The sequence below is a fragment of the Methylobacter sp. genome, assembly GCF_023227905.1.
Taxonomy (GTDB): domain Bacteria; phylum Pseudomonadota; class Gammaproteobacteria; order Methylococcales; family Methylomonadaceae; genus Methylobacter_A.
This window is the reverse complement of sequence record NZ_JALOCF010000016.1, coordinates 29,330-50,345: the sequence shown is the minus strand read 5'-3', so window position 1 is coordinate 50,345 and position 21,016 is coordinate 29,330. Positions and strand designations below refer to the sequence as shown.

General features: G+C 44.4%; 21 protein-coding genes. 2 read left to right on the top strand and 19 right to left on the bottom strand.

The features are described 5' to 3' along the window. Positions 1-6: 6 nt before the first annotated feature. The 13 genes from dapA to M0R47_RS08730 form a co-directional block, all read right to left on the bottom strand. Positions 7-882, bottom strand: coding sequence for a 4-hydroxy-tetrahydrodipicolinate synthase (gene dapA, locus M0R47_RS08790; RefSeq protein WP_292553239.1), 876 nt, complete (start codon positions 880-882; stop codon positions 7-9). 226 nt (positions 883-1,108) lie between these two features. Beyond that, positions 1,109-1,729: a methyltransferase gene (locus M0R47_RS08785; RefSeq protein ID WP_292553237.1), complete on the bottom strand. Its 621-nt coding sequence runs from the start codon at positions 1,727-1,729 to the stop codon at positions 1,109-1,111. Between the two features lie 206 nt (positions 1,730-1,935). After that, positions 1,936-3,129, bottom strand: coding sequence for an AAA family ATPase (locus M0R47_RS08780; RefSeq protein ID WP_292553235.1), 1,194 nt, complete (start codon positions 3,127-3,129; stop codon positions 1,936-1,938). 137 nt (positions 3,130-3,266) lie between these two features. Beyond that, positions 3,267-3,770, bottom strand: coding sequence for a TadE family protein (locus M0R47_RS08775; protein ID WP_292553232.1), 504 nt, complete (start codon positions 3,768-3,770; stop codon positions 3,267-3,269). Next, on the bottom strand, positions 3,767-4,201 hold the full coding sequence (locus M0R47_RS08770; RefSeq protein WP_292553230.1) for a TadE/TadG family type IV pilus assembly protein: 435 nt from the start codon (positions 4,199-4,201) through the stop codon (positions 3,767-3,769). The genes M0R47_RS08775 and M0R47_RS08770 overlap by 4 nt, the downstream gene beginning before the upstream one ends. Beyond that, positions 4,198-5,352: a TadE/TadG family type IV pilus assembly protein gene (locus tag M0R47_RS08765; protein ID WP_292553228.1), complete on the bottom strand. Its 1,155-nt coding sequence runs from the start codon at positions 5,350-5,352 to the stop codon at positions 4,198-4,200. The genes M0R47_RS08770 and M0R47_RS08765 overlap by 4 nt, the downstream gene beginning before the upstream one ends. Before the next feature lie 72 nt (positions 5,353-5,424). After that, positions 5,425-5,733: a hypothetical protein gene (locus M0R47_RS08760; protein ID WP_292553225.1), complete on the bottom strand. Its 309-nt coding sequence runs from the start codon at positions 5,731-5,733 to the stop codon at positions 5,425-5,427. Next, positions 5,733-7,322: a type II and III secretion system protein family protein gene (locus tag M0R47_RS08755; RefSeq protein WP_292553222.1), complete on the bottom strand. Its 1,590-nt coding sequence runs from the start codon at positions 7,320-7,322 to the stop codon at positions 5,733-5,735. Before M0R47_RS08755 ends, M0R47_RS08760 begins: the two co-directional genes overlap by 1 nt. A 94-nt stretch (positions 7,323-7,416) precedes the next feature. Then, positions 7,417-7,692, bottom strand: a complete 276-nt coding sequence (locus tag M0R47_RS08750; RefSeq protein ID WP_292553219.1) for a hypothetical protein — start codon at positions 7,690-7,692, stop codon at positions 7,417-7,419. A 72-nt stretch (positions 7,693-7,764) separates the two neighbouring features. Next, positions 7,765-8,514: a Flp pilus assembly protein CpaB gene (cpaB, locus tag M0R47_RS08745; protein ID WP_292553217.1), complete on the bottom strand. Its 750-nt coding sequence runs from the start codon at positions 8,512-8,514 to the stop codon at positions 7,765-7,767. A 15-nt stretch (positions 8,515-8,529) separates the two neighbouring features. Beyond that, positions 8,530-9,798 (bottom strand): hypothetical protein, encoded by a 1,269-nt coding sequence (locus tag M0R47_RS08740; protein WP_292553214.1) that lies wholly within the window; start codon positions 9,796-9,798, stop codon positions 8,530-8,532. Then, positions 9,786-10,334, bottom strand: a complete 549-nt coding sequence (locus M0R47_RS08735) for an A24 family peptidase (RefSeq protein WP_292553211.1) — start codon at positions 10,332-10,334, stop codon at positions 9,786-9,788. The genes M0R47_RS08740 and M0R47_RS08735 overlap by 13 nt, the downstream gene beginning before the upstream one ends. A gap of 417 nt (positions 10,335-10,751) precedes the next feature. Next, positions 10,752-10,940: a hypothetical protein gene (locus M0R47_RS08730; RefSeq protein ID WP_292553207.1), complete on the bottom strand. Its 189-nt coding sequence runs from the start codon at positions 10,938-10,940 to the stop codon at positions 10,752-10,754. Between the two features lie 1,120 nt (positions 10,941-12,060). Here M0R47_RS08730 and M0R47_RS08725 point away from each other — a divergent pair. Beyond that, positions 12,061-12,228 carry a hypothetical protein gene (locus M0R47_RS08725; protein ID WP_292553205.1) on the top strand — a complete coding sequence of 56 codons (168 nt, stop codon included), beginning with the start codon at positions 12,061-12,063 and terminating at the stop codon, positions 12,226-12,228. Positions 12,229-12,592: 364 nt separating this feature from the next. Here M0R47_RS08725 and M0R47_RS08720 read toward each other — a convergent pair whose 3' ends face one another. The 5 genes from M0R47_RS08720 to M0R47_RS08700 form a co-directional block, all read right to left on the bottom strand. Further along, entirely contained in the window at positions 12,593-13,510 is a 918-nt protein-coding gene (locus M0R47_RS08720) for a tetratricopeptide repeat protein (RefSeq protein ID WP_292553203.1), read from the bottom strand. 103 nt (positions 13,511-13,613) lie between these two features. After that, positions 13,614-14,570, bottom strand: a complete 957-nt coding sequence (locus M0R47_RS08715; RefSeq protein WP_292553200.1) for a type II secretion system F family protein — start codon at positions 14,568-14,570, stop codon at positions 13,614-13,616. Positions 14,571-14,580: 10 nt separating this feature from the next. After that, positions 14,581-15,555, bottom strand: coding sequence for a type II secretion system F family protein (locus M0R47_RS08710; RefSeq protein WP_292553197.1), 975 nt, complete (start codon positions 15,553-15,555; stop codon positions 14,581-14,583). Between the two features lie 12 nt (positions 15,556-15,567). Further along, positions 15,568-16,974, bottom strand: coding sequence for a CpaF family protein (locus M0R47_RS08705; RefSeq protein ID WP_292553195.1), 1,407 nt, complete (start codon positions 16,972-16,974; stop codon positions 15,568-15,570). A 154-nt stretch (positions 16,975-17,128) separates the two neighbouring features. Then, complete coding sequence (locus M0R47_RS08700) at positions 17,129-17,545, bottom strand: hypothetical protein (protein WP_292553192.1); 417 nt, start codon at positions 17,543-17,545, stop codon at positions 17,129-17,131. Between the two features lie 725 nt (positions 17,546-18,270). Between M0R47_RS08700 and M0R47_RS08695 the strand changes: the two genes are divergently transcribed. Next, entirely contained in the window at positions 18,271-20,064 is a 1,794-nt protein-coding gene (locus M0R47_RS08695) for a DEAD/DEAH box helicase (protein WP_292553189.1), read from the top strand. Positions 20,065-20,166: 102 nt separating this feature from the next. On the opposite strand, the gene dnaQ is transcribed toward M0R47_RS08695, so the two are convergent. Further along, the gene (dnaQ, locus tag M0R47_RS08690) at positions 20,167-20,892 is read right to left on the bottom strand and encodes a DNA polymerase III subunit epsilon (RefSeq protein ID WP_292553186.1); all 726 of its coding nucleotides are present in this window, start codon (positions 20,890-20,892) and stop codon (positions 20,167-20,169) included. Positions 20,893-21,016: the final 124 nt, after the last annotated feature.

Here is a 21,016-nt window from a genome sequence, read left to right as displayed (position 1 = left end):
TATGTGTTAAATAACTTCAGCCTGACGCATTGCGTCACGAACCGCATCAAAGCAATCTTCGGTTAGCCAGGTCAAAGGTAAACGTATGCCCTTACCCATCAAACCCATTTCGGCAACCGCCCATTTTACAGGAATCGGATTTGACTGAATAAACAGGTTCTTGTGTAGCGCGGCTAATTTTTTATCAATCTCTAAAGAAGTTTCATCATGGCCTGTTATCGCCAGCATGATCATTTCATGCACCAGTTTTGGCGCGACATTGCCCGTTACAGTAATGCTGCCGTTGCCGCCCAGCAGACAGAACTCGCGACTGGTCGCGTCGTCGCCGGTATAGATTGCAAAATCATCACCAGTCAAATCACGAATTGTTTTAACTCTGGACAAGTCGCCGGTCGCTTCTTTAACGCCGACGATATTCTTGAGATGGGACAAGCGACCAACAGTTTCAGGCAGCATATCGCAAGCAGTGCGTCCCGGCACATTGTATAAGATCTGGGGAATATCGACGGCTTCGCTAATAGCCTTGTAATGCAGGTATAAGCCTTCCTGAGTAGGCTTATTGTAATAAGGAGTCACGATCAGGCAGGCGTCGGCTCCGGCTTCTTTAGCCAAACGAGTCAAGTTAATCGCTTCTGTAGTCGAATTTGCACCGGTTCCAGCAATTACCGGTATTCTGCCGCCGACATATTCGACAACAGACTTAATAACATCGCAATGCTCATGCTCATCCAGTGTCGCCGATTCGCCTGTGGTGCCGACGGCGACAAGGGCATCTGTACCCTCTGCTATGTGAAATTCCACCAGCCTTTTCAAGCTTTCCTTATCCACTGCACCGCTTTCATCCATCGGTGTTACTAAAGCTACGATACTACCTTGAATCATGAAGTCTCTCGATCAGAATTAATGCTGTTACAAAAATGGAATCATTATAACAAGCAAATAACTAAAACTCAGCCAGATACGTAATTTTACTCATAATTTAGTAAAAAACGCTCCGGCTCTTGTCGAGGAAATGAACTTAATCTATTTTGGCGTTTTGGTTTTGTGCGACCAAGCTTATATAGCAAGGAGTGGATCGCCGTGAAATCAATCCGGGATCAGGCCGTTCCTAAAATATGAACGGGATAAGCCGGTAATGCACTTTAAGCATATATTCCCGATAAAGGGGATCAAGAGCTATATGCTTCTCTTCCCGAAATATTCTTATGCATAAAAAAACCATCGCTATCATATAAACAAGAACATTCGGAAGTGTTGTGTTTGTCAGCACATAGCCTAAAAATACCAAACAATAGCTGGCGTAGAGCGGATGACGAACTATACGATACATCCAGCCCGTCTTGATTTCCCGCTTTGCAGCAACAAGTGCAAAACTTCGATTAAGGGAAATTATGCTCAATATCTGAAAAAACGCCCCGGCAATAATCATGATATTTGCTAAAGGAAGTATCCCCTCCGATGCAGGCCGAAAGAACAGTGGCGAAAAAGTTCCGCCAATTGCGACTATCCAGTCAAAAAGATTGACTGAAATGGTCTGGGGCTTGGTCCGAAAAATGTAGAAGGCCACACACAGCGTTTCAGAAAAACAAAATAACAACAACGACCATTCATGCGTTTTTAAAAAACTCAGCATATGCGCATAAGCGAAGAATCCCCAGACGACAGCAAGAAAAACTCCACTGCACAGATTAGCGCCTCTCGACTGTAGCATTGTTGCTAATGTATTCATATTGATGTACTCCTGATAAATACTTTGAATTAAGATGATCCCAATAAAAGGCTCAATTTTAGCGTCCTACTTAGCACGCCGATTGGACTGCCAAAATGACCTACAGCAGACACCTTACGACTGCATTAACACAAAGCAATGTAAGCGTGGTGACATCTAGAACTGTGACCGGAGCAACCGGGCCGCGCGACCCAACCAATGCAGATTTATGATAAAAAAGTTCTAAAGCGGCTGAGCAAATGTTTTCTTTCCCCTTCAAATTCAACTTTCCCCAGAATTTTGGCAAGTTCTTTTAAATCATGAGCAATTTTTGAATTAGTTGATGATTCATATAATGGAACTCCCAGATTCGATGCATTTGCAACGCGTTCAAAATCATTGGCAATAATATAAACTTTGTCATGATTAACTAAATTTTTTAAATCATCTATCCGCAAACTGTTTTTGGGATCATAGCGATTAGCCACAATTGATATTCTATCCAAAGGAATATCCAGGTCTTTATTTAATATCTGCACCAATCTCCGGCCATCCCTGAATTGGGCCAAACTCTGCTGAATAACCAAAGTAATCTGATCCGCTTGTTCCATAATCATGCTCGATACAGGATCGATTAATCTTGGCAAATCAATAACTATCTGACTGTAATTAATTTGCAACAGTTCCAAAACCCCTTTTAAGCTGGAAACATTAATCTCCCCGGGCAGTAAAATATCCGATGGTGATGGCAGTAGCAAACTCAGATTATCATTATATTTCGACATATAGGCTTCCAAGGAAACCGAATCCAAATCTTCTGTAGCATTTAATGCATCCATAATCGTATATTTAGGTACTCTATCGAAATTGAGCCCAACCGCTCCGAATTGGAGATCAAGATCGACCAATGCCACTTTTTCGTCAGTTTCTTTTGACAAAACATAAGCCACATTACTGGCTATAAAACTGGCTCCGCTGCCTCCTTTAGCATTGATAACTGCATTTAAACGCTTAGTGTTATTGTTATGTATATTCGTGATATTTTTTTTAATATTAACAAATACCCCATTTAACTTTTCTTCATAATTTTTATAATCAATAAAATCCTTAACTCCTGCGCGGATTGCCAGACTTAACAATTCAATATTTTTCTGGTCGCCGATAATGATAATGGAGGCTTTTTTGCCAGCAACATTATTTAGAACCTGCAACTCTTTCAAGCCATTTTCGGTTAAATTAATAATAATGATATTGTTTTCATCCTGAGCATATTTATTGATAGAGTCAATTATTGCCTTATTACAAACTACCTTGTTTTTAATATTTTCAGCATAAGAAAGAATAGAGAGCTGTTTCTTAATGGCAAGCTCATCCGTACCTATTAATACTAAATTTATTTTGTTTTCAGTTATTTTATTCATCTTTTATCTTCTTAAAATAAATTCAAATGATGCCAAAAAGAGTAACCATTAAAACCGCCTTACTTTGCAAAATTAAGAGAGGCAACAAGCTAAATGGTTACCCTAGCCAATTAAGTAATGAAACATATAAACAATCTTTAAAAGCTACAGTTAGGCGCGCTCACTGGGTCGCCCGGATAGCTAGGCACAGCGCCCAGGCTTTCAGTGGGTAAAGTAGTATTGAACTCTGGAGCTGAAACCGAACTACCCCATAGCGGAATCATTAGCGTGTGCGTATAACCTGTGATACTTACCTCAGTAAACTTTGCCTGAGCCGGGTTGAGGGTCGTGGTCTTAACACCAGCCGGATCAATATAGAAATAATTTATAGCCACCATGTCGGGCGTTAATCCAACAATAATCGGGCTGGTTGCCAATAAACCGCTTTTATCGCCAAAAATGGCAACCTGCTTTGGAACACTGCTGCCAAGGGGACAAATAACGGCCATCCTCGCGCCCCTCCGGGTTGCTTCTGTCAATGCATTCCAGACAAACATAGCCCTACTGAACTCGATGATGGCAAACAGGACTCCGAAGAACAGCAACGCAATCATCGCAAATTCCACGGTTTCAGCGCCTTTTTGCTTATGTCTGCTTATCATTGCGTGAACCTCACTATGCTGCTGGCTCTGAGCTCCATAGGCTCACCGGACAAATTGAGGAACGCTATAACGGCGCCAGCCAATATCCAGTCGGCCGGATATCTTGCTGATACGGTAACATGCCCGGAAGCGGAAGATGGCACAGGGTCTAAAACCAGCTTATCCTGGCATTCCGGTACAATCTGAGCACCAACCCCTCCGACATCCCCGGAACAAACCAGATTTTTAACTTGAGCATTGGTCAAAGTAATCTTCTGGCCGACAGAGACATCAGACAGATAACGGGCAGCATCTTGCACTGATTTGGTCACGGCGTTCAGCCGATAAAACATAGTCCCTAATTCGGATACCATAAATATCAGCATTAAAAGTATTGGTAGCATCATGGCAAACTCTACGGTTGATGTACCTTTTTGCTTAATGATGTTCATGAGTCGCTGCTCCCGTTGCTTTTAAATAAAACAATTTTGTAAGGGCCGAATAACACAGGATTAGTTGGGTCAAAAGTTCCAGGCCCGGGACAGGCACCAGTCAGCTCGCCTACGATTTCATTTGCAGTTCCTGTGTGTGTAGGTTTTTCCGTCATAAGAAAGCAGCTGGCGGCGACAATATTTATGGGGGTCGTAGTGCAATCATCAACAACCGGAACTGCCACAATTCTATTATTGGCGATGCCATCCGGTACTGGAATTTTCACAAGTTGCGCATTCGTCTCCGAGGCATACTGAGGCTGGTAGCCACCGTATGGCATATCGCCTTTATACTCTGTTTGCACCAGATCATTTTCAAATCTGGTTTCTATTCCTTGACTGACGGGACCTACTTTATTTCCATTCTCCCAGGTAGGATTGTTTGAACAAGTGTTAACAGTTCCCGCTAAAAGATTTTTTATATCATTGCCCCCGGCAAACCCATCAAACCGTAACAATCCAAAGTTTCCGGTGGGTAAACTGGGATCTTGGCACGAACCATCTTTTGCTGCTTCCGTTCCTCCCTTCAAGCAAACTTTTGTATGAAAAGGAATGCCATTACAACCGCTCTCATCACATCCGGTTGGCGCCCCCGCCTTTGGGCAGATTACCAAAGGCACCAATTCGCAGTTGTTCCCTACCGGACCTGCTGTCGAAACAGCCGGGACCGCTAAGTCATCGGTGAATTGGTTCGTAACCTGTATCAGCATAGGCGTCACATTCAACATGCCATTGGATGTGACTCTGACATACGCAAAGGAATCTGTTGCGGCATCAAAGGTTCCCCAGGGATTTAATGTTCTCGAATAATCAAACACCAGGTCACCCGGCTTCAGGCCATTCAATTCACCATTACCTGAAGCGGCTATAAATTGGGTAAACGTCTCTTTCCCTGCTGTCGTCGCCGGTCCTGTGCCATTTTTGACATTCTTGTTAATGACTGTCGCCGCGCTTAATGCAGTGGCATCAAGCGCATTTTGCAAACGCGTTTTATTGACAAACACATGCCCGAAATCCAAGGCCAAGCCCATAATAAGCAACAATATCGGCAAGGCAATGGTTACTACGACAACAACAGTGCCACGCTGTTTCTTCAAACAATTTGTTTTCATTATCCTGCTCCTGTTAACTGCCGAGTCCGTATGCTTAAGCCCCGGCATTAACCACGCCAAAACTCATATTTATTAATTTCCGACATTTGTGGCGTCAAAAGTTGCGCCTTGCTTGGCATCGTCCAGTCTTTCCGATGCACCTTCCCGGTAAGCTCTGATGACGCCTTGGGCTTTTTGTCCATCCAGCCCCAGTGTGGGATTGTCATTCTGACCATGTTCAGGATACAAGGTCTGGTTTTTAATCATATTGTTGACTGCATGGCCGAAATTCTGTTCGGCAACGACCGGATGAGAGTTCCACTCGGCGCAGCCCGTTATTAGGGTTGAAAACAGTATCCCTGCCACTGCCTGTTTGATGCTGACTTTATCTAACGTTTGCATTACTGACCTCCTTCCACTAATTGCTGACCATATTCGCCATCGAGACCGCCTTTGCTGCTTAGCGGATTGGCATCATTTTTTACCCACCGGTTTCTGGCCCTTCTCGATTCGGTTCTGCCTAAAACATAGAAATCGACATCATCCGGGGGAACAAAACTGTCGGTCGGTAATAGCGCATTTTTCGCCAGCACCGGTTTGGCCAAGCGAGGGGTGACGAAAATCACCAGTTCCGTTTGTTGATTCAAGAACGCCGAGCTTCTAAATAGCGCGCCTAATCCCGGTATATCGCCCAACCCCGGAAACTTGTTCACATTCTCGCGCAATTTATCGCTGATTAACCCGGCAATACTCATGGTTTGCCCATCCGCCAACTCCAGCGTACTGCTTGCTTCCCGTTTAGTCAGCGACGGTATCGCAAACTGGGTATTGGTATCACCAGCCCGGGCTATAACGGCGGCATCCTCGGATAACTCACTAACACTGACATTCATGTTCAGATTGATTCGCCCGGAATCAAGCACCACCGGGACAAATTTCAAGCCGATACCGAATTCTTTAAATGTGACAGTAATTGACCCATTACTTATTCCACCTTGCGGCACCGGAACAGGGAATTCTCCGCCTGAAATAAAGGTTGCCGGTTGTCCTGATAATGTCGTTAGCGTGGGCTCGGCTAAAATTTTTGCCAATTGCTGATCATTGGCCGCATCGATGGTCAGATTAAACATAAATCCGCCACTGATCGCTTGCAAAAAGACCGCGCCGGCATCAAAGCTGTGGTTATTAAGCAATCCACCCATGCCCACGGAATCCATAATTCCTCCTCCGTTAATAGCCCCAACAGAAAAAGAATCGGAAACTTGCAAGGCATTAAATTTGATATTCAAGCCCCTGATCAGTTTTCTATCTATCTCGGCTACTTTTACATCCAGCATGACCTGCTGTGCGCCGCCGACGCTCATCAAATTGATTACTGACGGGGTAGAACTTTTACTGGGATCGACTTTTGGCGACGCGGTAGTTGTTGTTACATTAGTGCTGCCGGAGCCGCCGGGGCTTGGGGCAGTGCCCGCGCCAAGAGCTGTTGAACTCCCCAAATAGCCTTGCGCCAGGTCAATTGCCGCCTGCATGTTAGCTACTGTGCTGACTTCGCCGTTTAACACGATATTTTTCTGCGAAGAGCGCACCGAAATATTCTCATTAGGGAGCAGCTCATTTAGTTTGGATTTTAATGAATCCAGGTCATGCGTTACTTCAATATCCAGCATTTGTACAACCTTCTGTTTATCCCCCCACAAATACAGACTCGTGGTGCCTAATGACTTGCCCCGGATCAATATCTGGTTCGGAGGCATAAAGCTGGTCTCCGCAGCCTCAGTGTCCACCGGGAAATCGGCAATAGCCGAATTGCCTTGCGATATTTCAACTATATTTCTGTCCAGCGTAATCAGCCTGGATTTGTTTAAGCCAATTTGCACCTTGACTGGTTTAATGTCTGCGGTTTTTAAGGCGGCAACCGAATGATGCGCAACACATAACGCGACAAGTGCAAAAATGCAGAGTAATTTTTTGTTAATTTTATGGTTCATGGCTAACTCATCTGATAATAACAAGCATTAATTTATTATTTGGCTATCAACCTGGTACCCCATGTGAGGACGCTTAACTCGTCTATGGACGGCTTCAGTTCCTTACAGGGATAGGTTGGAAGTGAATCATTAAACAGCCGTCATAAGTAGTCGACACAAGAACAATGTTCCCGTGCTTAGGATGCTCGACACACTTAGCCGCAACCATATTGCCGTGAACAACCCTGTCAGTTTCGCTGTAAATATCTTTGAATATTTTTGCGTATTGCAGTGTCGTGAGGGGCGTTATGCTTGCATCTTCCATTAACAGAGTCTCCGGTAAATTAAATGAAAGGTGATTATCAGATAGTGCTATTTGGTTTTTGTTCATACCATTCCCCTTCTTCTTATTATTAAAATTCAAACGATCCGCGTTACTGGCTCGCCTTTATCGCCAGATCACTTACAGCCATGGAATTACTTTCAGTACACGTTTTCTGCTTCTGACCCTATCGACAACCGGCGTCGCTTTTGCTTCCGCTACCTCGACAACCTTGTCTTCCACTACGCTATCCAACGGATTCCGTAATGTCAGCTGTATGGTTCCCTCCTGCATGGCCTGCACCATGGTCTCGGCTTGATCCGGCTTTAATTCCAGCGTCACCGCCCTGACTATGGCCGGCTTTTCCTTTTCCTGAGAAGCTTCCTGATCCACCGCCAATACCTTGATATTCTGTAATAGCGTCCGGGTAGCGGCTTTATTGGCGGTACGGTCCATTTTCGTGGCAAGAATATCGATTTTGTTGCCAGGCAAAATAAAGCCCGCCACACCAACCACATCATCCACTCGCACCGAAATGGCCCGATACTCTTTAGCAATCAATGCCGAAAGCGTACTGCCGCCCAAATATTCTGAAATTCTTTTTTCCGTGATAACTTCATCCGGGTAGAACTTGTTCATCGCAACTTTGTTGACGACTTGCTCTTTGGATGTAAAAGCGCCTTGCGGCGGAGCTGAGTCGCCCGGCCAGGCAATCAGCTTAACCTGGGACTCTTCAATCTTGACGCCAAAAGGGATTTCGATTGCCGCAGCCACAACCGACACCCCTTTATCGGGCACCGCCTGGCCTTGTATCCAACTTTTGGCAACATAAGCCGCAAGAAAAGACAGCAGCAATGCAATACTCAGCATAATAAAAAATCGTCTGTTCATTTGTTCACCCCTTTCTTATATATCGATAAAGTATGTGCCCCACGCGAGCCTGATGTTTTCTTTGCTTAGGTGACCCCGGGTATTTTTAAACGCCGCCATATCAAGTCCCATGCCGATCAAATCCCGAGGTTGACACGGCATAAAAGGCCGCTTGGTCTGGTCATACAATTCGTAAAGGCAATCCAGTACCCCTTCTTCAACCGTTACATTGCGTTCCCGGCACACATCTCCCCAAATCAGGGTGAATTGCTCTTTAGTAATGTCGGTGAATTGTATTTTGTAGCCCAAGCGCCTCAGGAAAGCCTCATCAGCCAATTCCAGCGGATGCAAATTGGTCGAGAACACCAGTACAGTATCGAACGGCACCGGGAAATGCTGCCCTGTTCCCACCGTCAAATAATCGATATGCTCTTCCATAGGCACAATCCAGCGATTGAGCAATTCAATCGGAGGCATCCGCTGCCGCCCCATATCGTCAATGATATAAATGCCGTTATTGGTTTTTAACTGGATAGGCGCGTGGTTTAACCGGGTGACTGGGTCATAACGCAACTCGAGCCTGTCCATGGTCAGCTCGCCACCGCTGATAGCAACCGGACGTTCGCATAAAATCAAGCGTTGATCTGTGCGGTTTTCTAATTGATAGTTGGCTGTCCCGCTGACTTGATCGACCGGACTATGAATCATCGGATCGAAAAACCGGATGATTTCCCGGCCCACAGCAATGGCATAGGGTAAATAAATCGGACCACCCAAGCATCGCGCCAGGCGTTTGCAGATATAAGTCTTGCCGCTACCTGCTGGACCGTAAACTAAAAGGGCCCGGCCAGAATGCAACGCAGGCCCCAGCTGGTCATACAAATGTTCCTCTATTACGACACCGGCAAAGGCCTCCATTAATTCCGTTTTGCTTGCCGTGCAATTAAATACGGATTGCGCTTCAACCAGCCGCCGGTAATGATCGATTGTAATCGGGGCACGGCCAACGTAACCGCTACGTATATAGGCATTTTTCGCTTCGGAACGGCCTAAATCGGTTAATTGGTAACGTACTCCGGCGCTATTTTCTTTGGCGGCCAACACCTCAACCCGGGAGTCTTTGCGCAAGTTGACCAAAATCCCTTCCAGCAGGTTTCCCGTAAGCGCCAGCCTGTCGGCCAACTGCTGTAGATCCTGCGCGCCACCGTCATAAAGATGCTTTAGTGTTAAATCAATCAATAACTCGGCATCGAGAGCGGTCTCGCTAATCGTGCGGGGTTGTTTAATCAGTTCTAGTAGTGACATAAATCCGCCATGAATCCTGAGTTGCAAAGCGCCGGATATAAAACATAACAGGTAGCGAGTGCGATAGCCGGTGCCAGAGGCATTCGGTAACTTGCAGCATCCGATGGGTCCGGTTTCTGGTAAGCCAATACCCCAGAAAACAAACCGTAAATAAGCGTCCTCAACCTGCGCAACAGCTTAAGCAGATCCCCTTTCACCACTATAAAAAGCAAGGCCATGACAAACATTGCCATATAGCTATAAAAGACCACGTCAAGAGCTTGCTTAATGCCTACCACAGCCCCTATCGCCGCCATGAGTTTCACGTCGCCGGCGCCCATGCCTCCGAAAATATAGCTCGGCAGCATCAGCAATAAACCGGCAAGCAATCCAAAGCCGCTATCACGAGCGCCTAAGCCTTCAGCGGAAGAAAAATTCCAGCCCACCCCTAACGCAACAATAAGCAATGACGTCCAGTTAGGTATTTTTTGTGTGGCCGCATCGTAAGTTGCTGCGATTAATACAAATACAATTAATATTAAGTAAATAATAAACATGAAATGACTATAAAGTTATTAATTAATGTTTAACTGACAAAATCAAATGTTGTTTAAAAAGCAATAACAATTGACAACATGTACGGCACTATTTTTCTATTTTAATAACACATAAATTCAACACTTTTACTGATTGATTTTTAATATCATATTTATTATTTGCGTATAAAAATAATGAATAGGATATTAAAGACCAAGTACTTACAACGCTTTCAAATTCAGTTAATTATTATTGAAACTATAGTGTGCCCGGAGTGCAAGCTTCGCTTGCCAGAGCAGGCAAAGCCTGCACTCCAACGACATAGCCTGTTAATGATTAGCAACTAATTTAAGTTGAAAACGCTGTATAAATAAAATCGGTCTTCTCCATCGCCTGGAGGACAAAGAGAGAAGACCGGTTTCTATCTTAACAACAGATTATGTGTAAGATGCAGTCATTTTTCCTGTTATGTTTCCTATAGTAGTATTAACTCCAGTCTTTAAAGTTTCCCAAAAAGCAACGGCAATAATGCCGGCCAAGACAGCAGCAATCATTACCCACTCAACAGTTTCTGCGCCTTTTTCATCAGCAAGAAATCCTTTCACTAAGTTTGTTATTTTTTTCATGGTTTATTCCTCAATATGAAATTAAAAAAGTATTATTTAAACTATTTTGAATCATAAATTACATTATCAAAGATCCGTTTATAAAAAGCATCCCCTTCTCACATCTACCGGCCAGCATCGGTTGACGGACAATTAATATATATTGTCAGTTATTCCAACACAGACATGTAGCATGTTCTTTTATTGGTCAATAAATTTTATTGACACAAAAATTAATATTTAACGATACGTTAGACCTCACCTATTTGACCTAATACAAACATTATCAAAATAACCATTTATAATCTTGGGTCGCCTGTAAAATATTTAAGTTTATTTTAAGCATAAAATGAGCTTAAATATATTCGTACTAATACCTACGACATCGGTCAGCTGTATTAAAATTACGAAGCATGTTTGGCATTATTTATATAAGAAAAATACTGCAAAATTTATATCTATGAAGGCACTAATATGTATTAATAACAATCACAGACGCAACGCTTAACATTAACGACTACTACCCTTAACTATTTAAAAGAGCGCAACCCAGATTACCGGCCACCTAAAAAACAACTTAAGGAAATTTTAAGTATAAAATGATCTAAAAAATATTAGTATGAATACCTACGACTTGGATGACGTGCATTTAAATCACTTAGTTTTTACTTAAATAATTAAAATTACTAACAATACCAACAACCTATTATTAACCTTAAGTATATTAGTTAAATATAAACCACTGATATTTTTTAACAGAATAGTATTGACGTAAGTACCTGCAACTTAACCAGGAATATTGAAATTACTTTGTTTTAGCCCTTATGCATTACGGGTCAGTTGCTCGATATCAGACAGATAAAGCAAAAAATATTGCCTGGCTGAAGCGCTCTGCCCACGTTACCTTGGCGCCAAAGCCTTTTGCCGACATTGCTTGCACAGGTGGACAATGACATGCTGGATGGAAATAAGCAGGCCTGTCTAGCAACAAAGAAGAGTGAACGGATTTAGAATGATAACGATGCCGACGGCGTGGAGCTGCTAATGCCGCGCCAAAGATACCCCAAAGGTAGATAACTCAAGCAGCCATGTAGACCGGAATAAGCCGGTTCGAGCGACAGCGAGAACTGGTGTTGCCTACATGGATGTAGGTAAGGGGCGTGAGCACGACTGCAAGGATGCAGGAGGTAGAGCAACGCAGGAGCAGTTGCCGAGGAGCGGAAGCTTTTCCGGCAAACAGCATCCAAATTCGCCGGAAACGCCACCTCGCGCTACGCGCTTGGATGGTCTTATTCCGGCCTACGCCTAAGGTTTGCTCCTAAGTTGAAGTTTGGAAATCAGCAAATTTTGCGAGTTATGTCTTAGCTTGATGCGTATGCTCAAGATGCCCCAAAGATAGGCAACTCAAGCAGAGTAACAAAAGGTTGATTTATTCTGTGGTGCCTAGAGGCACTTGCTTTAGTTTTTGAGAGTCAATTGCCGTTTTATCATGCACTTACATTTTTGTATCAGGGTTCGTTTTTTACTCTAACGGACACGACATCTCTGACAGTTTGACGAAATTGGCTAGGGTTTATGGCCAATCAAGAGAGGAAATTGACCATAAACCCTGTTATTAGGAGCTGAGTTTCCAGCAAAAGAGAATTAGAAAAGGCTTTATCGATACTTCGCTCTTACTGTTGTTCCAGTGTTTCCAAGCGCTTTAAATTGTCATTGGCTTTTTTATAAAACTTGGGCGATATGTTGATGGCTTCCTGCAAATAAGTATTCGCTTCGGCGTAATCGCCATTCATCATTGCAATATAGCCGGTATTATTATTGGCTTCGGCCGGTGAAGACACTTTGGCAAAGGCACTGTGCGCCTGTTCATAATTACTTAAACGTGCTTGAAGCAATGCATAGTTATAAACCGCCTTTTTAAAACCAGGATTGATTTGCAGGGCTTTAAGATAATAGGGTGCAGCCTCGGTCAGTTTGTCGGCTGAATAGAGAGCAAAGCCAATGTTATTTAGTAATTCAGGCGAATTCGGCGAAATACTGTCAGCTTTTTTAAAAAAGCTTTCGGCTTTCAAATAATCGCCCTGCAAAGTAGCAATGATCCCCAAGCCGTTATAGGCCGACCAGCTTTGTTGCTTGGCGACAACTTGAGCAAGATGCTTCTCTGCATCAGGATATTTTTTTTGCTTGATTAACAGTAAGCCGTATTGTTCGGTTGCTTTTATATCTCCCGACTGCTGTTGCAAGATCAATTTTAGGCTGACTTCGGCCAAGTCGTATTTTTTTAGGTCGGTATATAAATCAGCCATTTTTTGCAAAACCCTGACATTAGTCGGCTCCAGATCGTAGGCTTTTATATAATAGAGTTGAGCCAGATCCATCTTGCCGCTCTGCGCCGCTTTTTCAGCTTTTAGCACAGCATCGTCCACCGAATCGACATTAAGCCCGGCATTTTGCAAGATATCTTTGGTTTTCTGTTCGTCGCCAGCATGCTCTGCTTCTTGAATGTTACTGGGATTACAAGCGGTCAGCAGCGATTGACTTAAAATAATCAAAAAAATGAGGCTGGTTAGTTTTTTTATTTTATTTATCATACTCATCATCTTCATCCGGTAAGGGAACTCTCTCTGTCCTCATAACAAAAAGCCAGGAGATTTCGGTAACTAAGGTTCATCATTTTACGAGCGGTAAAAACCGTTATCCGGGGTTTATATGTCTAAGAACCAATACGGCCGGTAACATAACAACCATTAAGAATGCCGGCAGTAAACAAACGGCTAACGGAAAAATCAGCTTTGTACTGATCTTGGCAGCCACTTCTTCGGCAGCTTGCGTTCTTTTGTCCCTGAGGTCTTCCGAATAAACTTTGAGTGTCTCGACAATGCTGGTGCCAAAGCGCATGCTTTGTGACAGTGCCGCTACCAAACCTCTAATGTCTTCTACCCCAGTCCTTTCAACCAATCTTTGCAAAGCCTTATTCCGATCAATCCCTGCGCGGGTTTCAGCAATCACAATGTCCAGTTCGGCAGCCAATACCGGTTGACTCATACCGCTTTCGACAACCACCTTTTGTATCGCCGCGTCCAGGCTCAAGCCAGCCTCGGAACAAACCACCAATAAATCAAGCATATCGGGAAATGCCCGGCGCAGAGTTTTCTGACGATTGGCGATGAATTTATCCAAAACAAAACTGGGCCCCATATAACCTATTGCGATCGCTGCCATTGCCGATTGAAATATGGTTTCACTCTTCATGCCAGGAATCAGCGCCATGACCATCAGCACGGATAAAGGCAACAAAATCATTAACAACATTCGTATCGCATAATAATGCAATAGACTGCTCTTTCCATGAAACCCGCCATAATGAAGACGTGTCCTTGTTCTTTGCAATAACGCCTGGCTGGTTGGAACAAACACGTTATTATGTTTATGAAGCTTTTCCGATATCGCATTAGACTCAAACATGGAAACCGCGTCGGTATTCATTTCCCGCTTAAAACGGGAACGCACAGGGTCAAAAACATCATCAAATAATGACATTAATGCCAACGCTAAAATAAAAATAGCTCCTGCCACCAACAAAACCACACCCCAGGGGCCTCCTTGTTGGTTTGCCATTAGCCCTGTCAACAATTGCATTAAAAAGTCCATTCACTTCACCTCATGCATCAATGGTAATAATGCGCCGTATCCAAAAGGCTGCGCTCAACTCCAGGCCCATAAAAATATAGAGATAGGTCATTCTATCGGGCGAGTCATAAACCGGCTTAAAGTAATCAGGATTAAGCAAACTCATAAGCCCAAATAAACCCAATGGCAGCAACAGCAACACCCAGGCCGACAGCATGCCTTCCGCCGACAATGTTTTTATGCGCCGCTGCAATTTAAACCGTCCTCTTAGCACATCGCTGATTTTCAACAGTACCTCGGCAAGATTTCCGCCCGTTTCCCGCTGGATTATTATTGCTGTAGACATGGCTATCAAACTGAGACTAGGAACCCGCTCTATCATCAATGCAAACGCCACTTCAATATTGCGCCCGTAATTGATTTCTTCATAGGTCATGCCAAATTCCTGACTGATAGGCTCGCTCATTTCGGTGGAAACTATCTTCATACATTCGGTAAACGGATAGCCCGTCCTTAAGGCTCTGGCCATCATTTGCAAGGCTTCTGGCAATTGCTCTTCAAATTTGTCCAGGCGCTTGGCTCGTTGCTTGTTTAGCCACACTATCGGTATAACCGCCGCGATAATAAATGCCGCCAAGGCGAATATCATATTATGCAAGGACAGCCAGACTATCGCCGCTACGCCTCCGGACAAAAATAATGCGTACAACGCAAACCGATAAGCTATTTGCTGATTTCCTGCCTGCTCCAGCAATACTTTCAGTCTCGGAATACCAGGGAAACGCTCAAGGCTTCGTTCTATGGGGCCTAACTGATTGAGATATTTTTCTTTTATAATCGAGGCTTCAGAATCGCCGTGCGCCTGAATAATTCCTTCCAAACGTTGTTTCAGCTTAAGGCTGTCCGCCCGGCTCGTTCCCAAGGTCGGTAATACCAGGATTTGTGATGCCAAAAAAACCGTTGTAAAGACTAATCCCACAAATAACATCATCATGTCGCTGGACATGTTACCTCCTCTTTAATTGAGATGATTGGTAAAAATAGCCAGATCTGCATTGGCGCCTTTTTGCTTCAAGTTAGTCATGCATTTAGGGATGATTCCTGTCGAACAAAATTGACCCTGTACAACGCCTTTTTCATCTATTCCACGCCTTTGGTATTTAAAGATTTCAGACAGGGTAATCACTTCACCTTCCATGCCATCTACCTCCTGAATACTGAGGATTCGCCTGCTACCGTCTTCAAGCCGACTCAGTTGGATGATGATGTGGATTGCCGATACGATTTGTGCCCTGATCGCCTTAGCGGGCATCTCCAACCCTGCCATAGACACCATGTTTTCAAGGCGCGCAAGGGCGTCTCTAGGAGTGTTGGCATGAACTGTCGTTAGGGAGCCCTCATGGCCGGTATTCATCGCCTGTAGCATATCGAAGGCCTCCCCACTCCTGACCTCGCCAATGACGACGCGATCCGGCCGCATTCTAAGACTGTTGCGCACCAAATCGCGCAACGTAACCTCGCCTTTGCCTTCAACATTGGCGGTCCTGGTTTCCAGCCGCAATACATGGGGTAGCTGCAACTGTAGCTCTGCGGAGTCTTCCAGGGTAATGACCCTTTCATCCTTGGGAATAAAATTTGAAATGGCGTTCAGCATCGTTGTTTTGCCTGAGCCTGTCCCGCCGGAAATCAGTATATTCAACTTGGACTTTGCCGCGCCTTTGAGGAATTCAGCCATATAATCGGTTAAGGCACCTCTTTTTACCAGATCGTCAAGCCCCATTTTATCGACTGCAAAACGTCTTATCGACACCGAAGGGCCGTCAATCGCTAACGGTGGAATAATAGCGTTTACCCTGGAGCCATCCTGTAACCGGGCATCCACCATCGGCGACGACTCGTCAATCCTGCGGCCAATTCTGGACACAATCCGGTCAATCACTTTCATCAAATGATTGTCATCATTAAACCTGACCGGCGTTAACTCCAGCTTGCCGAATCGTTCGACATAAACATTTTTGTAACCGTTGACCAGAATATCGGAAATGGTCGGGTCGTATAACAAAGCTTCCAAAGGCCCAAGACCCAGTACGTCATCTTCAATTTCTCTGATTATTTGATGCCGGGTCTGCGTATTTAATGGAATGGATTCGTCGTCGATTAATTTTTGCGCTACCGCCCGAATCTGTTTTCTGGCTTCCTTTTCATCTATGCTGCTGATGAGCGACAAATCAAGAATATCAAGCAGCCGGGAATGGATGCTTTCTTTAAATTCCAACTCTACCGGTGAAAGTATTTTCAGTAACAATGGCGCGAAAGGTTGTTTTTCCGGCACTTCATTTAGCGAGTCTGGTTTAGTTGTTTTATCATCCGCATCCGTTGCAACTTTGGGCAGACCAAAACATTGCATTCTTGTTTTTAATCCCATGGATAAACTCCCGTCAATTGTCTAACATTAATTGTAAGCGCAGCTCAACTTATTATTATTTAAGGGTAACCTGAATTAATACTTGAGAAATGCCGGTAAAATTCAGTAATCCATTACTCTTAATATTTATTGAGGCAGTAAGCTCACGAGTTATTTATTTTTCTTCGTCAGATCGTGAATCATAATTTAAGGCGCCGCTAGGCCTGACAAATGTGTAATTACCCGGCCTGACGACGAGATAATCCGCCGCTTTTTCTATTGCATTATGTGGATATAAAGCCGTCATCAAGCCGGTAATAGGGCTTGTTGCAATAAAAAACCCCGTGCCGACAAGTGTTGTAACAAATCCCCCCAGACGTAACGGTATATCCAATACCGTATCGAGGCCTTGCGTTTCGACCATGGCAATATATTTTCTTTCAGTTTCGGCCCTGTTTACCGCATAATCGCCATATATTTGATCTTCCTGACCGACCTGAGAGGCACTCGCAGTAGGAGTAAACACTGCTTGCCCGATAGCGCCCAACATTAGCAATCCTATTGTGAGAGGATATTTCTTTTTATTTTTCATATAACGCTCCTTATATTTGTTCGATATTTTTAATCAGTGAACCGAAATAGGATATAACATTAAACATAAGCCGCCGAAGCTTGAGGGGAAGCATGAAAAACCATCCTTACGGCTGCGGGTCGAATGCGTCGGTATAAAACCTGTTCTTATTCTTCTAAAGAGTTTCTGAAATCCCTCAACCTTAAAATAACCTTAATTGGTAATCATAATAGCCTCAATTTCTATCGAATATCTATTAGTACAACTACTAGGTTTATTGCCTTTTTCCAACAAAAATTTATTAAATCAATAGCTTAATAATTTAGCGATAAGAGTTTATTTAAGTAGCCCTACTTATTAATTTTCTAGCTCTAATCTCTCTGCCTGGGTAATAACAATCAATGTTTATTTTCTTTAGTCCGGTTATTCGTTCCGTATTAACCAGACCAATAAGTCTCGAAGAATCCCATAATGATTTTTTCGATCATTTTTTATTTCCTTGTATATTCGTAGGAGACTTTTATAGACCAGACTTTTGACGCTCTATACAAGCTATGGCCTTGCACATTATCTGCATTCATTGCATCCCTATGGAATAGGCAGAGTAGTTATGAGAAACAGGCACTTTAAATAACGCTTTGCTCTGTAATTTTTCTGCAAATAGGAATAGAGTGAGGTATAATGCCATGATAAACAAACACATTTCTCCGCGCTTACGCGCCTTCTAGCTTCCAACAGGTAAATCCATGTCCAATGATGTTTCAACATTTCCCTCTTTTAGTGATTTAGCCCTGATTGAACCGGTGCTAAGAGCACTGAAAGATGTCGGTTATGAAACACCCTCACCCATACAAGCACAAACCATCCCGCTCCTACTGAAAGGCAAAGACGTTCTGGGGCAAGCACAAACAGGAACCGGTAAAACTGCCGCTTTCGCATTACCCATTTTGTCGCGCATCGATCTTAAACAAAAAGACCCGCAAGTTCTGGTGCTGGCGCCAACCCGCGAATTGGCCATTCAGGTCGCAGAAGCGTTTCAACGCTATGCCGCTCATTTAAAAGGCTTCCACGTTCTGCCTATTTACGGCGGCCAGGACTACAGCACCCAGTTGCGTCAACTAAAACGCGGCGCTCATGTCGTTGTCGGCACGCCAGGTCGGGTTATGGACCACATGCGCAAGGGCACCTTGAATCTGAATGGGCTTAGCCACCTTGTTCTTGATGAAGCCGATGAAATGCTGCGCATGGGTTTTATTGATGATGTGGAATGGATACTTGAGCAAATTCCTGAGCAAAGGCAAATCGCCCTGTTTTCCGCCACCATGCCTACGGCCATTCGTAAAATCGCTCAGGAATACCTGCACGAACCTGAGCATGTCACCATCAAGGTAACCACGACTTCCGCCGAAAACATACGCCAACGCTACTGGCTGGTCAGCGGCGTGCACAAACTGGATGCGCTGACCCGCATTCTTGAAGTCGAAACGTTCGACGGCATGATTATTTTTGTCAGAACCAAAACCGCAACCGTTGAACTGGCAGAAAAACTCGAAGCACGCGGTTATTCCGCCGCCGCGATTAACGGCGACATGTCTCAAGCATTACGCGAGCGCGCCATAGCCAACCTGAAAAACGGCAAACTGGATATCTTGATTGCGACTGACGTTGCTGCACGCGGACTGGACGTAGACCGTATCACCCACGTCGTCAATTATGACATCCCTTACGATACCGAATCCTATGTTCACCGTATCGGCAGAACAGGACGCGCAGGACGTAGCGGCGACGCCATCTTGTTTATTGCCCCCAGAGAAAGAAATCTGTTGAATAACATTGAAAGGGCAACCAAGCAAAAAGTTGAAGAAATGGGCTTGCCATCAACCGAGGTTATTAACAATAAACGTATCGCCCGTTTTAAACAGAACATTACCGATACTCTAGCTGCCGAAGAACTGGGTTTTTTCAACCAACTGATTGAACAATACCAACATGAACACAATGTCACTGCGCTGGAAATAGCTGCCGCCCTGGCAAAACTGGCTCAGGGTGACACGCCGCTGTTAATGCAAAATCTGCCTAAAAGGGCCAAAGACAGCCGGGATGACAGACCGTCCAGGGATGATAGATCATCACGATCCGACAGGCCTCAAAAAGAGCGCAAACCCAAACGCGCGTTCGGCGGCGGAGCGGATATTGAAATGGAAACGTACCGGATTGAAGTCGGCCATGCCCATGGCGTGAAACCCGGCAATATCGTTGGCGCTATCGCCAATGAAACCGGTATTGACGGCGACCATATCGCACGTATCAGAATCCAGGACGATTACAGCACTGTTGAATTGCCGGCAGGCATACCGAAAGAATTGTTTGAGGAATTGAAAAAAGTCAGGGTAGCCGGTCAGCAACTCAACATATCCAAAATGGGTGAAGGCTCCAGTTCCAGAAGAGCGGCAAAGCCCGACGATGGCGCTAAAAAAGTGGATAAAAGTAAAAAGAGAATGGGATCTACATCCAGACGGGCGAAGCCAAAGGCTGAATAACCTGCAAGTCTGTGGGTGGGGAGCGACCAGCCAGTCTGTTGGCCGCCCCTGCCGACTTATTCATGGCATCCGTATCAACCAGCCGTTCATGGTTTATTGATATTACTGATTCCAGATACAAACGCCACCGGCTTTTTCAATAGCCTCCAGACGTTGTTGATGTTCCGCTAACTCCTCTTCGGTGCAACGAATGACTTTCAAAGCGGGACGATCCGTCGACAAATATTTAACCTCGCTACTTACGATCACCTCTTCCGCTCTTCCCTGTCCCTCATCCAGCAACGAAGACTGCCCCCCGGTCATCAATAAAAACACATCGGCCAGAATTTCAGCATCCAGCAACGCGCCATGCAGCTCACGGTGACTGTTGTCGATACTGTAACGTTTACATAACGCATCCAAACTGTTGCGCTGCCCCGGATGTTTTTTTCTGGCGTAAGTCAGCGTGTCGAATACCTTGCTGTAATCCGTGACGGTTCCCGTGCCATTATTCAAACGCGAGAACTCATAATTAATAAAACCGACATCGAACGGCGCATTATGAATGACCAGCTCGGCGCCCCGAATAAACGCAATAAAATCCTCAACAATACAGTCAAAGGTCGGCTTATCCGTCAAAAACTCATTGGTAATGCCGTGAACTTCGATAGCGCCGGCATCGATAACCCGCTCGGGATTGATATAGACATGAAAGCTTTTGCCGGTTAACCGGCGGTTAACTACTTCCACACAACCGATCTCGATAATCCTGTGCCCTTCCTGAGGATTTAATCCGGTCGTTTCCGTATCGAGAACTATCAATCGATTTGTAAATGTTCGTTTATCCACGTGTCTCCTTAAGACTCTTATTAATCGCTTTTAGTATAAAATTTTTAAGCTGACATTACTTATTAATTTTTCAATGCCAACCATCAATAAAAGTCGATCTCTATCCTTTATTATTTTCTGTTAA

What these genes read in the sequence shown, in the direction of transcription:
- M0R47_RS08710 (WP_292553197.1), bottom strand. Translation starts at nt 15,555, where the DNA reads ATGTCCAGCGACATGATGATGTTATTTGTGGGATTAGTCTTTACAACG.
- M0R47_RS08785 (WP_292553237.1), bottom strand. Translation starts at nt 1,729, where the DNA reads ATGAATACATTAGCAACAATGCTACAGTCGAGAGGCGCTAATCTGTGC.
- M0R47_RS08715 (WP_292553200.1), bottom strand. Translation starts at nt 14,570, where the DNA reads ATGGACTTTTTAATGCAATTGTTGACAGGGCTAATGGCAAACCAACAA.
- M0R47_RS08730 (WP_292553207.1), bottom strand. Translation starts at nt 10,940, where the DNA reads ATGAAAAAAATAACAAACTTAGTGAAAGGATTTCTTGCTGATGAAAAA.
- cpaB (WP_292553217.1), bottom strand. Translation starts at nt 8,514, where the DNA reads ATGAACAGACGATTTTTTATTATGCTGAGTATTGCATTGCTGCTGTCT.
- M0R47_RS08775 (WP_292553232.1), bottom strand. Translation starts at nt 3,770, where the DNA reads ATGATAAGCAGACATAAGCAAAAAGGCGCTGAAACCGTGGAATTTGCG.
- M0R47_RS08780 (WP_292553235.1), bottom strand. Translation starts at nt 3,129, where the DNA reads ATGAATAAAATAACTGAAAACAAAATAAATTTAGTATTAATAGGTACG.
- M0R47_RS08740 (WP_292553214.1), bottom strand. Translation starts at nt 9,798, where the DNA reads ATGTCACTACTAGAACTGATTAAACAACCCCGCACGATTAGCGAGACC.
- M0R47_RS08770 (WP_292553230.1), bottom strand. Translation starts at nt 4,201, where the DNA reads ATGAACATCATTAAGCAAAAAGGTACATCAACCGTAGAGTTTGCCATG.
- M0R47_RS08720 (WP_292553203.1), bottom strand. Translation starts at nt 13,510, where the DNA reads ATGATAAATAAAATAAAAAAACTAACCAGCCTCATTTTTTTGATTATT.
- M0R47_RS08765 (WP_292553228.1), bottom strand. Translation starts at nt 5,352, where the DNA reads ATGAAAACAAATTGTTTGAAGAAACAGCGTGGCACTGTTGTTGTCGTA.
- M0R47_RS08700 (WP_292553192.1), bottom strand. Translation starts at nt 17,545, where the DNA reads ATGAAAAATAAAAAGAAATATCCTCTCACAATAGGATTGCTAATGTTG.
- M0R47_RS08705 (WP_292553195.1), bottom strand. Translation starts at nt 16,974, where the DNA reads ATGGGATTAAAAACAAGAATGCAATGTTTTGGTCTGCCCAAAGTTGCA.
- M0R47_RS08735 (WP_292553211.1), bottom strand. Translation starts at nt 10,334, where the DNA reads ATGTTTATTATTTACTTAATATTAATTGTATTTGTATTAATCGCAGCA.
- dapA (WP_292553239.1), bottom strand. Translation starts at nt 882, where the DNA reads ATGATTCAAGGTAGTATCGTAGCTTTAGTAACACCGATGGATGAAAGC.
- M0R47_RS08755 (WP_292553222.1), bottom strand. Translation starts at nt 7,322, where the DNA reads ATGAACCATAAAATTAACAAAAAATTACTCTGCATTTTTGCACTTGTC.
- M0R47_RS08695 (WP_292553189.1), top strand. Translation starts at nt 18,271, where the DNA reads ATGTCCAATGATGTTTCAACATTTCCCTCTTTTAGTGATTTAGCCCTG.
- M0R47_RS08750 (WP_292553219.1), bottom strand. Translation starts at nt 7,692, where the DNA reads ATGAACAAAAACCAAATAGCACTATCTGATAATCACCTTTCATTTAAT.
- M0R47_RS08760 (WP_292553225.1), bottom strand. Translation starts at nt 5,733, where the DNA reads ATGCAAACGTTAGATAAAGTCAGCATCAAACAGGCAGTGGCAGGGATA.
- M0R47_RS08725 (WP_292553205.1), top strand. Translation starts at nt 12,061, where the DNA reads ATGGATGTAGGTAAGGGGCGTGAGCACGACTGCAAGGATGCAGGAGGT.